Source organism: Winogradskyella rapida (genome assembly GCF_042675845.1).
Taxonomy (GTDB): Bacteria; Bacteroidota; Bacteroidia; order Flavobacteriales; family Flavobacteriaceae; genus Winogradskyella; species Winogradskyella rapida.
This window is the reverse complement of the sequence record NZ_JBHTKM010000063.1, coordinates 1,324,894-1,340,189: the sequence shown is the minus strand read 5'-3', so window position 1 is coordinate 1,340,189 and position 15,296 is coordinate 1,324,894. Positions and strand designations below refer to the sequence as shown.

At 38.3% G+C, this 15,296-nt stretch carries 5 protein-coding genes; 3 read left to right on the top strand and 2 right to left on the bottom strand.

The window, feature by feature from the left end:
- Together recO and ACFQ13_RS13045 are read left to right on the top strand one after the other, a co-directional pair.
- A complete protein-coding gene (gene recO / locus ACFQ13_RS13050; RefSeq protein ID WP_386118034.1) occupies nucleotides 1-720 on the top strand; it encodes a DNA repair protein RecO in 720 nt (239 codons plus the stop codon).
- Between the two features lie 29 nt (nucleotides 721-749).
- Nucleotides 750-3,185 carry a TonB-dependent receptor gene (locus ACFQ13_RS13045; RefSeq protein ID WP_386118031.1) on the top strand — a complete coding sequence of 812 codons (2,436 nt, stop codon included), beginning with the start codon at nucleotides 750-752 and terminating at the stop codon, nucleotides 3,183-3,185.
- A 124-nt stretch (nucleotides 3,186-3,309) separates the two neighbouring features.
- Here ACFQ13_RS13045 and ACFQ13_RS13040 read toward each other — a convergent pair whose 3' ends face one another.
- A complete protein-coding gene (locus ACFQ13_RS13040; RefSeq protein ID WP_386118029.1) occupies nucleotides 3,310-9,507 on the bottom strand; it encodes a GEVED domain-containing protein in 6,198 nt (2,065 codons plus the stop codon).
- Nucleotides 9,508-9,959: 452 nt separating this feature from the next.
- Here ACFQ13_RS13040 and ACFQ13_RS13035 point away from each other — a divergent pair, with 452 nt between their 5' ends.
- The gene (locus ACFQ13_RS13035; protein ID WP_386118026.1) at nucleotides 9,960-10,433 is read left to right on the top strand and encodes a regulatory protein RecX; all 474 of its coding nucleotides are present in this window, start codon (nucleotides 9,960-9,962) and stop codon (nucleotides 10,431-10,433) included.
- A 55-nt stretch (nucleotides 10,434-10,488) separates the two neighbouring features.
- On the opposite strand, the gene ACFQ13_RS13030 is transcribed toward ACFQ13_RS13035, so the two are convergent.
- Nucleotides 10,489-15,282 (bottom strand): hypothetical protein, encoded by a 4,794-nt coding sequence (locus tag ACFQ13_RS13030; protein ID WP_386118023.1) that lies wholly within the window; start codon nucleotides 15,280-15,282, stop codon nucleotides 10,489-10,491.
- Nucleotides 15,283-15,296 lie beyond the last annotated feature (14 nt).

Genomic DNA, 15,296 nt, shown 5'->3' with positions numbered 1-15,296 from the left:
ATGCTTTCTAAAAATAACAGTATTGTTTTATCTAAATTAAAATTTAGAGATCACGACCTCATTGTAAAGTGTTACACAGAGCATAGAGGGGTGGTGAGCTATTTATTGCGTGGGGTTTTAAAATCTAAAAAAGGCCGGTCTAAAATGGTCTACTATCAGGAGCTGTCTCAGTTAGAAATTGAAGAAAGCTATAAGCCCAACCAATCCCTTCAGTATATAAAGGAAGTAAAGTTTAATTACATCTATAAATCCCTTCATACGAATATTTATAAGAGTTCTATCGTCATGTTTTTAGCTGAAATTCTCTCTCATGTGTTAAAGGAAGAAGAGAAGAATGAAGACCTCTACCATTTTATTGCGGCCTCCCTTCAGTATTTAGATAACGAAGATACTTATGCTAACTTTCATCTTTTATTCCTCCTAAAACTAACGCGTTACTTAGGGTTTCAGCCCGAAAATTTAGAGACGCATTACCCTTTTTTTAATTTGGAAACCGGAATTTTTGAAACGTATAATCATGGGGTTTATTCCGTTTCTGGTGAAACTTTAATAGTGCTTAAGCAGCTCTTGGGCACAAATTTTGATACGCTAAATACCATAAAACTATCCGCAGCAAGACGACAAGAGTTTTTAAGTATGTTGTTGCATTATTTTGAATTGCATCTCGATAGTTTTAAAACACCAAAATCACTTCAGATTCTTAATGATGTTTTTCATTAGGGTTGACCTTAAGTTAAATTAATAGCACTATGGCACCAAAGGGAGGACAACTTATAATTTTTAGTATACTATTATGTTTTGTGTTGTCGTCTGCTGAAGCACAAATGGTAAAGGTTCTAGAGGCTGAAAGTAAAATGCCTGTTATTGGCCTAGCCCTATACAATACCGATAAAACCAAAAGTGTATTTACCGATGCTAAGGGTAAGGCTTCTTTAGCTTTATTTAAGCCGAATGAGCTTATTTTTATAGACAGTTTTTTATACCAACCCATTCAATTTACAACAGCTTCGATCTCTAAGGGTGAAGCTCATACCGTAATATACCTTCAGCTTAAAGTCGCAAGCTTAGATAAAATTGTGGTTTCCGCTTCAAAATTCAAACAAAACGAGCGCGATATTCCTCAAACAATTGTGAGTACAAATGCTAAAGCTATTGCTTTGGCGAATCCGCAGACCAGTGCAGAAGCCTTAGAACAGACCGGACATGTTTATGTTCAGAAGAGTCAGATGGGCGGAGGCAGCCCAATGATTAGAGGGTTTTCTACAAATCGGCTTTTAATAACCGTGGATGGTGTACGCATGAACAATGCGACCTTCAGAGGTGGGAATTTGCACAACGTCATCGCTATAGACCCCCTTGCTATACAACACACAGAAGTAACCTTAGGAGCGGGAGCCGTGGTGTATGGAAGTGATGCTATAGGTGGTGTAATGAGTTTTTATACCAAAAAACCAGAGTTGTCGGGTTCGGATTCTTTACAGTTTCGGGGTAATGTGTTAACGCGCTATGCCTCTGCGAATAATGAAAATACAGGGCATTTCGATTTTAATTTAGGATTTAAGAACTGGGCGTTTTTAAGTAGTATAAGTTATACGGATTTTGACGATTTACGTATGGGGTCTCACGGTCCCGAGGCGTACCTAAGACCTCATAGGGTAATACAGGAAAACGGTACGGATGTTATGATAGAAAACCCGAATCCTCAGGTGCAAAGCCCAACGGCTTATAATCAACTTAACGTAATGCAGAAGGTGAGATATCAACCCAATCGGAAATGGGCTATAGATTTAGGACTTCATTATTCTACCACCTCCGATTTTTCGCGCTACGATAGATTGTTGCGGTACCGTGAAGACCAGTTGCGTTCTGCCGAATGGAATTATGGACCACAGCAATGGTTTATGGGGAATTTACAGTGGTCTCAATCGCTGAGTGATTCAAACTGGTACGACAAATTTAAAGCCACTCTAGCCTATCAAAATTTTAAAGAAAGCCGAAGCGATCGCGATTTTGGCTCGCCCTTAAGGTATGTGAGTGAAGATCAGGTTGACGCCGGATCTTTTAATTTCGATTTAGAAAAACGATTAGGGACTAAGGCTTCTCTTTTTTACGGTTTAGAGTATATTTATAATAGCATAGACTCGTATGCCGAAACGCAAAATACAACCGATGCGTCAAGTTTAAGGGCGGTAACCCGCTATCCTGATGGTGCCTTGTGGCAATCTGTTGCGGCGTATACCAGTTTAAAGTATAAAGCCAGTCCTAAGGTGGTATTTCAAACTGGATTGCGCTATAATCGGGTGTGGTCTAAGGCTAATTTTACCGCTAATAATGAGTTTTTAAATCTTCCTTTTGAAGTGGCAACATTAAATACAGGAGCCTTTACTGGGACGGCCGGATTAACCTGGTCGCCAAGTGCCATGCTGCAATGGAAACTTAACTTGTCTACCGCGTTTAGAGCGCCTAATATCGATGATATCGGGAAAGTTTTTGATTCCGAACCCGGCGCTGTTGTGGTGCCTAATTCAGACCTAAAACCTGAATATGCGTATAGTGGAGAATTGGGTTTAAAGCTCGATTTTAATGCCCGTGTTATTTTAGATCTCGCGACGTATTACACCTTTTTAGATCAGGCTTTAATTCGGAGAGATTATGAGCTCAATGGGACTTCTGAAATTATGTATAATGGCAGTTTAAGTCGGGTGCAAGCCATGCAAAACGCTTCAAAAGCTTGGATTTATGGTTTTGAAGCAGGTTTAGAAGTTAATTTTACCGAGCAGCTTAAACTGCGTTCGCAATACAATGTGGTTGGTGGAGCTGAAAATCAGAACGGGGTTGAGGTACCGGTACGGCATGTGGCGCCACATTTTGGTCGTACGCATTTAACATGGACCTCAGATAACTGGCTATTTGAGACGTATTTGGTGTATAATGCGACCTTACGGTTTGAGCAATTAGCACCTTCCGAAATTGAAAAAAGCTATATGTATGCTTTAGATGCTGACGGTAATCCTTATGCGCCTTCTTGGAGTACCTTCAATTTGAGAACCCAATACCAGTTTAATAAACAACTGAGTTTTACGGTGGCCTTAGAAAATATAACCGATCAACGCTACCGGCCTTATTCTTCTGGAATCACAGCAGCAGGCCGAAACCTTATTTTAGCCTTAAACTATGGTTTTTAAATTGTAGTGTTTCCCCTAAAGACTATTTCTTATTTCTAAGTATAGTATGAGTACATTCAGTAGTATCTCATAAAAAAAGCCTCATATAAAAATGAGGCTTTCGCATTAAACAAGTTAAGGTTGGTTAGTATTGTTTAATCGCTTTTTTACTTAACACTTGTCCGTTAGATAGGGTGATTTTAGCCATATAAGCCGCTTGACTCAGTTTAGATAGGTTGTACACTTCCGTACTGTTATTACCTTTTAAGCTGTATACTAAACGTCCGTTAATATCAATAATATCGATATGCTTTATGCTGTGTGGGCCATCAACTTTAAATTGTACCAAATCCTCTTGTAGTTCGGTAATGGTAATGGTGTTAGAAAGGCTTAGCTGGTCGTCTACAGAAAGCGTTGTAGGTATAAATACAATTTCAAAACGGTCGTTATAGGTTCCAGGCTCTAAGGTAAACGTATAAGGCTGTGCCGTTAAATCATGGGTAAAACCTAAGAGGTTATCTTTAAGGTAAATGGTTTGATTGTCAGTTTCAAAAATACCATCTACAGCATGTAAGGCTAGGGTATGACTTCCAGATTCAATAGTTTTTACACTTATCGGGATAATATCTGTAACGGTAAACGGTAAGGCTCTTCCTTGGATTAAAAAATAATCATCTTCAATCATAGAATAAACCCCTGCGCTAGTATCATCTAAGACGGTTTCCGCATCAAACAAAAGATCTTCACCCATAGTTGCGGCTTCCGTATAACCAATTAGAATTCTATTAGTTGGGGTGGTTGGTGTTAATAAATTCAACCAAAATCTATGCTTTTCGTTACTACTATCTGGCGAAGCTCTAAAGAAATCACTATTAGAATAGCCTTTGTCTCTCATGCTGTTCTTAAAAGTTACCGTGGTCGTTGCAGCCTCTGCGCCATCGACCATGTTCACCATAAAGCTTTGTCCAGCGGCAATATAACCTGAAAATCCATCACCATTAGAATCCCCGAGTGCATTATAATAGAAGTAGTCTGCGCTGTTATAGTTGCTGACAAAATTTTGATAAAAAGGTGAAGCTTCTGCTGCACTTGGTGGTGTACCGTGGGTCCAAATATTAATATACCCATCGATGTTCTGAAGCTGTGCAGCGTTCTCAATTATAAAATCGCTTGCCGAAATTGAAGAGGGGTAAGGATTTCCTATAAGGTTCCAGTTGTCGTTTTTATCCTCATCGCTATTGGCATTGATTCCTCTTTCTATGGTCACCGCAATTTCACCATTGTTGGGCACACCTTCACCAGGCGTACTACTAGAAAAGATGGTTGTAAAGTTGAGTTCCCCAGGAGTTGTCGGAGCGGTCTGTCCATTAGGGGCGCGTATAATATACCCTTTTCCGAGGTCCATCGTTGTATTATTGGCAGCGATCCAATTGCCTTGAGTACCATTACTATTTATTGTTGTTGGATGCCAATAAAAATAATACGATCCGGCAATATCACTAATGTTAAAGCCAGAAATTGGCGAGGACCAATACACATAGTCATAATTTTTAATGGAGGCTTTACGCTCCATACTCATACTTCCGGTGTTTATACTGGTATCATCAATTTGAATTAAAGCGCCATTGTTTTCGATGTGGAAGGTTCCGTTGTTATTGACCTCGTAATAAACTTCAGCATAGGCGCCATCGGTAATCGTTAGTGTTTTTCCGCTATTAATAACTAGGCTACAGGCACTAAAATTTCCGTCTGTAGCTGTATTGTAGTCGGCATCAATCATTACGGTACTGCTAATAGTAGGTGTAGAAGACCATGTGCCATTCCAAGTTATAATGCCAGTATTTGGTCTTATAGCGTTTGATGCATCTGTACAACTACCTGCTTCTTTTACTTCGCAATAAAATTGGTACGTAGCTAAATTACTTAAAGGGTTGGTGTCTCCTTCTATTAAAATATTATTGCCATCTTGGCCAATTATGGTATATCCTGATGGCGATGAGCTTGTTACTGCAGTCCAATTATTATTTAAGCCATTATTGTAATACCATTGGTAGGTTAAATCTCCAGGAGTGTCTGTATCCCCTTCTGTGGCTGAAATTGAATAGTCTAAGAGCGTACAATCACTAAAATTGTTAATAGATGATGCTGCTGGTGGCATTGAAAGCATAGTGTAATTAAAAGTACCTAAATTAGAACTATTTTCAGTCGAAGATGCTGTCCATTCAGATAGGTCAAAATTAGGATTACCACTTGTAATGTTGATATTTCTTAAATATGAAAAACCGTTTTCTCCAGGAACATTATCGTCATGCCAATCATCAATTAATGTAGTGTTGTTGTATAACTCTAATCGATCGTCTGCATTAAATCCAGAATCCCCTAAATAAAAGTCATAAATTGAAGAATTGGCTCCAGTTCCTACATAGCCTACCAAAACAGCCCCACTGGCTATTGTACTACCTACACCATTAGTTGGAAAGGTATAAGTAGATGTAATTGTTGAAGATGTTAAATTTGCGTATCTTCTAACGGAGTAGTTTGAAAGATTTATAGTGGAATTTGTGCCATTGTAAAATTCAACATACCCTAATGAGCCTGAATTCGCATCATATATTTCTGTAATAATTAAATCGGATAAACCACCACAATTGCCAGAATTACTTATAACATTAAAATTTGGTGTCTCTATAGGGCAACTTAGATTATCATTAATTTCAATAATTCCAGAGTATGCACCATCTGGGATAATCACCTCTAATTCGTTTTCATAAATAAAGGTTACTGGTGCGTTTATGCCAGAGATAGTTGCGGTTGTTGAGAGGTCAAAATTAGGAATAGGCGATGTAATTGTCACGATTGTCCCTACTGGGCCATTGTTGGGTAATAACGATAGGGTTGGAGTAGGACATTCACCGGTTCCCTCTATGGTAAAAGTATAGGGATTTTCATTACCTGTAGGGTCTGAATTTGCTATACTCACTGTAGCAGTTCTTGTACCAAGTCCTAATGGGGTGAAGGTCACTTCAAAATCAACATTTCCATTGCTCACAATGTTAACGTTACTAGGTTGAGTACTAACAGCGAAATCACCTGCATTAGCTCCTGTGATTTCGACTATAGGTGTCCCTGTTAGGTTAAGGGTTGTTAAACCGAGGTTTTCAATGGTATAGGTTTTGGCTGTACTCGTGGTGTATGCTTCTCTAGCAGCAAATAGTGTATTGTTAAGTCCATAAGGCTCATCAAATCCATTTGCAATACTAATATTATTAGCTTTAATATTGATTTCGGCATTTGTTGGCTGTTGTAAATAAATGCTGTAGTCTTCTGTTTCTCCATCAAAATTAGTAGAACAAGATGTCGGATTAGAATTATACCTTGATGAAATACGCATTCTAATTTCACCTGTTTCTGCATTATTTGGTACTGTAATATTTAAGGGAGAATTATATGAAGGGGTTTCATTTGCAAAATTATCATAACCAAGGTCGTATTCTTCCCCAGAATCATTGAAATCGCCGTTTAAATTCCAATCTATCCATGCTTTTGTGTACATTCTATTAGAACCGTCGGTTTGAATGCTTACTGATAATTGGTAAGTATCACCTATGTTAACTGTCGTAGATGTCGACGTGAAATCTGAATAGTCGCTATTACTATTTGAAGAATTGTTGATCGTGTTAAAAGTTACATTCGTAATCCCTTTGTCACTTGTGTCACCATAAGAATCACAATAAGTTAGTGTAGGGGTTGTACATATTTCTACACCTTCCGTCCAATTGGTACCTCGTCTGATAAAAATTTTAAAACAGTAATTTGTATCGTTGATTAATCCTGTTATCGATTTGGTTGAAACGCTAGATGTAGTTTCGTAAACCAATTGATTTGGAGTCGTATATTCGTCATTGTCATTTCCGGAATAAGCGGAACCATCACCAGATGGTGAAAAAGTAACGCCACCTTGATTCGCTATTATTATAAGCTGATCCCAACACGATGTAGGTAATGGATTATCCCAATCTAAGGTAACTTGATTGGTTAAAGGTGTAGCTATTAGATTCCTTACATCAGCTTGAGCTAAACCATTGGTCACTGTGCTTCCCCCTGTTCCTCCAGTTGCCCAACCTGTTAAAGTTTCACCAACATAAGCGTAAATGGTGAAAGAGTAGTTGTTATCTTCAGTTAACCCAGTTATTGTAGTTGTAGTAGCTGTTCCTTTATATACAACGCGTCCAAGCGAAGCAGGTGTTACTGTCGTTGCTGCGGAAAAGTTTGTATTGGCGGTGTATGTACTTGCATCTGTTTTAGTTCCTGTTGGGGCTGTGCCACCTTCAATTGCAAATATGATATAGCCTGTTGGCGTTATACCTGATGCTGGTGCATCCCAACTTAGAGTAACAGAGGTGTCGTCAAAACAGCCTTCACTATTTCTTGCATTATTAGGGCTCTCATTAGATAAGCTTAACGTTGCTGCATTAGACGTGGTATCTCCACATATATTCGTTAAGATACAACGGTATTGATTGCCATGCATTGCAGAAGACGTTGCTGTTGTAGTATATGTATCTGTGGTCGCTCCTGAACCTCCTGTGACATTAGTCCATCCCGATCCTGTATTGACTTGCCATTGGTATGTGTCGGTATTTGAAGAACTCACAGTGAAGGTAGCCGTATCTGGTATGACTTCGGTTTGGTTGTTAGGTTGGGTTAATGTTGGTAGGCCCTCTTCTATGACTACGGTGTAGCTTAGATTGCCGTCTGACCAACAGGTGCCGGCCGTATCATAAGCTCTAACGTAGTAAGTGCCAGAAGTAGTTGCGGTATAGGTAGAACTAGCATTAAAAGTTTCATCCGTTCCATTAGCTGTAGTTTGCCAGTAATTTGTAATTCCTGAAGGTGTTGTTCCGGTAAAGGTTAAGTCTGTAGAGGTACATGCGGGAGTGGTTCCTGTGATGCTTCCTACTGGGTCTGCTGGTGCTGAGCAGAGGCACGAATTTCCTGATAGGGTAATATCATCAATATAAAAATATTCAGATCCACCTGAACTAGCTTGAATTTTAAGAGCAACACTTGACGTTCCGTTTGGGATTGTAATATTGATAGTCGAATAACCAGTGGCTCCATCTCCATTAAAAGTTGCTGGTGTACCTGCAACTGTAGAAGCAACACCACTTGCATTATAGTTCCAGGTTTTATTATAACTATTATCTGATGTGTCCTCTTCCTGTATCGTAATGTCAGGTATACTTGAATAGGAAGCACCGTCTAAAGCAACATATATTTTTAATGCATCTGCGTTTTCAATTCCACCTGTTGATTTGTTTTTAATAGATAAGAATATATCTTCTAGTCCCGCAGTACTAACGTTATTTAAAGAAAATGATTGGCTACCAGAAATCCTTCTTCCATAACCAGTATTTCCATAAGAGGTGTTATTTGATCCGCTTCCAGAATAATTCCAAGTAGGTGTTCCTCCATCAAAGTCTTGAATATAAGCAATGCCACTAGTCCCATCATCATCATTAATACTTAAGGTCGTTGCGTCATTACTACCTGTGACTGCACTATCTCCACCAGAAACGTTTTGAATTTCGAAAGTATAATCAGTACTGTCGCTACAGTTGGTGTTGTCAGCTATATTTACGGTGACACATTGTTGTGCTGAACTATTTGCTGGAAACGTGATTCCTGTTGTTGTGTATGTAACATGTGGAGTGCTTGCAGACGTTAAAACGATATCCGCAGTTGTTGGTGTAGTACTTTCATTCATTATATCTACACAAATACTTGCTGTACCATCATCTTCATTTGCAGTATAGGTTGTTGATGTAAAATTTAGTTCTGTGTCTGTAGAACCACTTCCACTAGCTGTTAATTTTAAATTACGTAGTCTAACACCTCTGCCGCTAGTTCCATTATTAGAGATCCTTATTTGTACTTGATTAGTTAATCCACTTAAAATAAAAGTACCTCCATTTATATAAGATGAACCTGTAGTTGTGGTACTTACTTCTGTTTGTGTAAATGTAGAACCTCCATTATAGGATATTTCTATTTTAGCCTGATTATAGTTTCCACTTCCAAACGATGCAACATCTAAGTTAAACTCAGCAGACACATACGAGGATAAGTCATAAATATCTGAAGTTATAATATCAGAAGGATTTCCTGAATCAATAAGGTAATACGAACCTTTATCTATGGGATTGGATGTATTGTTATTGGTGCCAGTCCAACCAGTAGGAAAAGTTCCTCCTCCGTTAACATTGAAAATTTCTGTCTGTCCATAACCAGACCAAATCATGCAAAAAAATGCGAAAAGTAGTAGGGGGTAATTTTGTTTCATAAGTAGAGGGATTAAAATTCCTACAAAAATAGATGAAAGGCTATTTTCATAGATAGCCTGTAAGGTATGTTTTTATTAAGAAAACATTAAGAAATAATTAACGATTACTTATAAAATGCAAAAATTATCGATAAAATGCATGAATTAAAAAGTGATTACGCTTATTTGCTGCGATTATTCTATTGTTTTAACAGCTTGAAACTAAGGTTGCTTTTCTTTTTATAATCGCGCTAAGGAGTGTTGGTGGTTTAGTACTACTTTAAAAAAGGGAGGTACAAAGTGCTTGTGTAATTTGTTACATTGTTACCTTTTTAGGGGCCATGTTTATTGTCTTTTTAGGCTACTTTTACTTATTTAAAGTGGGGATCACTTGAAATTTTACACCTTTGGTCTATTAAAAATACAGATCTGCGGCAAGCCTATATAATTTCAAAACTGTACTTTTGAGGCTCATGGAGGCAAGGAAAACCTATACTGTAGACGAAGCAAAGCGAAAATTAGAGCATTATTGTGCTTACCAAGAGCGTTGCCATAAAGAAGTGCGCTCAAAACTTTACGAGATGCATATGATTCCAGAAGCCATAGATCTTATTATGGTGCACCTTATTCAGCATAATTTTCTTAACGAAGAACGTTTTGCTAAAGCCTTTGTTAGGGGGAAATTCAGAATGAAACAATGGGGTAAAAATAGGTTGCTCCGTGAGCTTAAATTTAGAGATATTTCTAAATTTAGTATTGATGCCGGCCTCAAGGAGATTGATGAAGACGATTATGAGCAGACCTTAGAGACTTTGATTGAAAAACGAATCGCCTTAGTAAAAGAGCCTAATGTGTATAAAAAAAAGAAAAAAATAGCCGATTACCTGTTGTATCGAGGCTGGGAGTCCTACTTGGTTTTTGAAAAACTTAATGCGTATTTAAAATAAAAGGGTGGTACAAAATGTTTGTCCACCCTTTTGAGTTTTATAAGTCTGGTATCCTTTATTTTTTAATGGCTTTTTTGGTTAAAACTTGACCATTAGAAAGTTCTAATTTCGCAATGTAAGGCGCTTTGCTTAACCGTGCTAAATTGTAAACGGCGAGGCTCGTGTTGTTTTCAAAATAATACACACGACGTCCGTTGAGGTCTATAATTTCTATAGATTTAAAAGTTGCAGTCCCTTCAACTTTAAACTGTACGTTATTGTGTTCAAGTTCTCTTATAGAAACAGTGTTAGTTGTCGTTTCCAGATCATTGATAGAGAGGGTAAATTCATCTTCATATACAAGTTCAAAACGCGAATTAAAAGTTCCAGAATCTGAAGTAAAACTGTAAGGTTGCGTTAATAGATTGTGTGTAATATTTAAAAGCTGATCTTTTAGATAGATGGCTTGGTTTCCAGTTTCAAACAAACCGTCCAAGGCGTGTATGGCAATAGTGTGGCTACCAGAGGTTTCTGCTGTAAAACCCAATGGAACAACATCGCTAGTGGTAAAATCTACTGCTCTTCCTTGTATGTTAAAGGCTTCGTCGTTAATAAGACTATAGAAATTTTGCTGATTAGTTCCACTATTTATAGCATCATAAATACGGTCTTTTCCTTGAGTAGCTCCAGAAATATACCCCACAAGTATACGGTTGGTTGTGGAGTTTGGCCCTTCTAAATCTAGCCAAATACGATGTTTTTCTGTGCTGCTAGCATTTCTGTAAAACTGTGTATTGTTATACGTTGTTGAACGCATGTTGTTGTTAAATTCTATAGTGGTTTCTAAGGCGTTTCCATCTTCTAAATTGACCATAAAACCTTGACCAGCGGCAATAGAACCTTTAAACGTATCAGGGCCAGAAACCGCTCCTGAAGCGTTATAGGTAATATAATCATCGGTAGAGTAATTGCTGACGAAATTAGCATAAAACGGATTGCTTACATTAGCGCTAGGTAAAGAACCGTGTGTCCATAAGTTAATATAACCTTGAAGATTAGTATTGGTTTGTAAAAATGTTGTAGCATCAATAGCAGAGGGATAGGGGTTTCCGACTAAATTCCAGTTATCATCATATTTGGTGACTGTATTTCCGCTAGAGGTGGTGTAATTTGAGCCGCTAAAATCCCCTCTTGCCACACTAACGCTAATATTACCATTGTTAGGTCTAGATCCACTAAACAGAGCTGTAAATTCTTGAGCTGTAGTATGCGTATTAGGGCCTCTTAAAATATAGCCTTTACCCGGTGTCATAATACTGTTACCTGCAGATACCCAATTGCCTTGTGTACCATTAGAGTTTGAATAAGTAGGATTCCAAGCAAAAATTAGAGCGCTTGAAATTGCGGTTGAAATAGCATTAGTATTAAAATTTTCCACGGGAGACGACCAATAGACATAATCTAAACGGTGCACATCATATGCCGTTCTCTCCATAAAAAGGTTTCCGCTGTTTAGATTTGTACCATTGCCATCTTGAATTAAGGAGCCGTTATTTTCTATATAAAAGGTGCCATGATTTATAAGGGCATCATTAACAAAAATGTAATCATCATTAGAGATCGTTAGGGTATATCCTTGGTTTATAGTAAGGTTACCTTTGGTATATAGCTTGTTTGAGGTGGCGGTGGTAAAATTGTTAGACAATTCTACGTGGTAAAAATGCTCAGTTTCTGTTGAGGTAAGTCCGCTAGAATCACTGTAATCGATAATTTGTGGTGAATCACCATTAAATATCACTGTGCTATTTCCTTCTTCAAACCCTGTAGTTCCAATGGCGTTGTTCCAATTCCCGTATAGAATAATGGTGCCATCTTCAGAATCAGGATTGGCATCATCCATCTTTAGGGTTCCATTAGAAATGATATTTAAATCTCCATGGACTTCTAAGGTATTATTACTGTTACCTTGCATTGTTAAACTGAGACCAGACAGGGTTAGGTTTTTAGAGTAAGCGGTGGCGTGATGTTCCTCTGCATGCGGTGCTGTATAGTCTATAGTTGGAGTGTTAAAGGCGCTAGCGTCTAAACGGACGTTAGTGCTAGCTTTAGGCACGGAAAGTCCCTCCCAATTTAAACAGTTAAACCAGTTAGAATCTGCATCGCCCACCCATTGTCCTGCGGGTTGGCTTGGTGTAATGGTAAATGTTTTTCCAGCATGCGTTGCAGCATTGCTTGTAGGGTTAAAACTATTATAGGTTTGAAAGGTCCAATGAAGTGCTGTTTCTGAAATATTATATATGAGATTTCTTAGAGTTGCTGCTCCATGTTCTTGGCTATTTTGGTAGTAACCGCTATGGGAGTTGGTACTTTCAATATGAAAACAATACAATTCTGGTGGTATCCTCGATTCTACAGTGGTACTGCTACAAGCCTGTTGTAATGAAACCCAAGGCGTATATGTTGTTAGTCCATGAAGTACGGTTCCGTTAAAGTAATAATTAGCTTCGCTAGGTGTTGTATTTCCATCGTAAACGAAATTACCTTGCATAAGAAATATTTGGTCTGACGTATTTGTCGCTAAATTAGGATAGTGTCCAGGGGTGGTAATTAAGGCCTCAAAGTCATTGGTTCTTGTAGTGGTTGTATTTCCTTCAGTAACGCTTACCGAAGAAATAAACGCTTCCGATTCTGTAACTTGAAGACGTAATACCGACCCTGCAGGAATCGTTGTCGTTCCCGTATAGGTTATTTTAGCTTCATAAGGTGCCTCACTAGCATCTGTGCTTGCTCCTCCCCATTTTAAGGTACGCTGCTGTGCCGCTGCTCCAGCTTCAAAACGCGAGTTAACTATTGAAAATTCTGTTCCTGGGGTGAGGTCTGCAAAATTGGCAATAAGATACTCGTCATTAGCGTTATTGTTATTAATTTTTCCATTGAATCCAACAAAAATTAATTCTCCAGGATTTAGCAGTGTCGTTTCGCTGATGGTTAATGTTGCTGTATCCGATGTGCTACTTCCACAAGAATTACTGATCTCCACACGATAAAGGTTATTGTTATGAGCAAGTGTAACTGAAGCTATTGAAAGACTATTGGTATAATTTCCAATAGTCGTCCAAGTATTTCCATTATCTGTAGAGACTTCCCATTGGTAGGATTCAGCATTGTTGCTGGCCACAACAAAACTTGCCGTACCTCCAATAGGCGCGGTGATGTCGCTAGGATGTGTGTTGATTACAGGAGCTGTAGCATTAATGTCTACATGATAAGGACCAACAGCTTCTAAAGACCAACAACCTTCAGTTGTATTATAGGCTCTTACATAGTAATCGCCAGGGGTAGTAACGTTTAAGTTGCTTGTTGTATTGTAAGATTGTGATTCTCCTGTAGCACTTGTTTGCCAAAAGTAGGCCACTGCATTAGGGGCGGTTTCAGAAAAGCTTAACGTTGTAGTAGACGGGCAGCCCTGTGTTTGACCGTCAATTATGCCTTCAGGAGTGTTTGGGGGTGTGCAAACATCATAACAGGTCCATTCTATATTGTCAAGAACTACAGATTGATTTTTCTGATTCTTTATTTCTAAACTAATGGAACCATTAATGTTAATATTATAAATATTGAATGTTTGGGTATTAGAATTATTTTCAAGAGTATAGCTGCCCTTAGAGTTACCATTAACAAAAACCTCTATTTTACGTTCTGCACTACCTGAACCTGCTTTTTTTAACTGTATAGAGAAGTCTCCTATACCACCAGGAACGTTTGCTATGCTTAATTCACTATTTTTATAAAAAGTTATCCCCGATCCATCAATCTCATTACCACTCGCGCTTTTAGATTTTAAATAGGTCCATTCAATCCCTTGATCTCCTGTAAAATTCCCATCGCTGTAATTATTAGGAAGGTTGGCGTTGGAAAACGTTTCGTAGCCACAAGGCCCTTCGTAAACGGCAAAGGTTACACTTATATTATGAGAAGATGCAATATCTGTAAAGGTGTAGCTCTCTAAAGGGCCATAGGACGTACTGTCAATAATTACATCACTCACCATATAACCGGCGTCCGGGGTAAAATTATAAGTTTGGTTGTTACCACAAAAAACAGTTGTACTGCCACTTGGATTTATGGTACCGTTAGCGCCAGCAGCAGCGTAGATCGTATAAGAGCTTTGGGTATACACGGCTTCAAGTGAATGATGGTCTGTAACAGAGGTGAAGGTGTATGGGTTATTGTTACCAGCTTGTACATCATCAACTAACCAATAATCAAAGGTATGGCAACTGTTTGCTGTCGCTGTGAAAGATTGACTGTCATTATAATTGACTTGTGTTGTACCAGGAGAAATAGTACCACCAGAAGAAGAAATAACAGTAATCGTTTTCGTTGCTACCCCTGTTGCTTGTAAAATTAATTTTTTTAATTGGATATCTGCACCATTAGTAGCGTTGACTTTTAGTCTAATTACCGTTTGTGCAGATACCTCGGAGATACTTACTGTTCGTGTTTTGTAATTTCCTGTGGTGCTCGGGGTTGTATAACTTTGCGTAAAACTCGTGCCGCCATCTGTAGAGACTTCTACAAGTAATTTGTTTTGACCACCACCAGAAAATTTCTTCATATCAACAGTAAAAGTAGCCGAGTCATAAGCTTCTAAATTGTATATAGCAGTTTCAATTTGGTCACTAGGATTCCCCTTTTCTAAAATGAAACCTGAGCCGTTTTCAATGTTGTTTGATGTAATGTTATTTTGCCCAAACCAATTTGCTGGAAGGTTTGAATAACTAGTAATATTGAAAATTTCTGTTTGTCCGTAACCGAGTGTTAAGACACTGAAATAAACGGAAAGAATTAGTATAAGTTTTTTAATCATCTAACGGTACAACT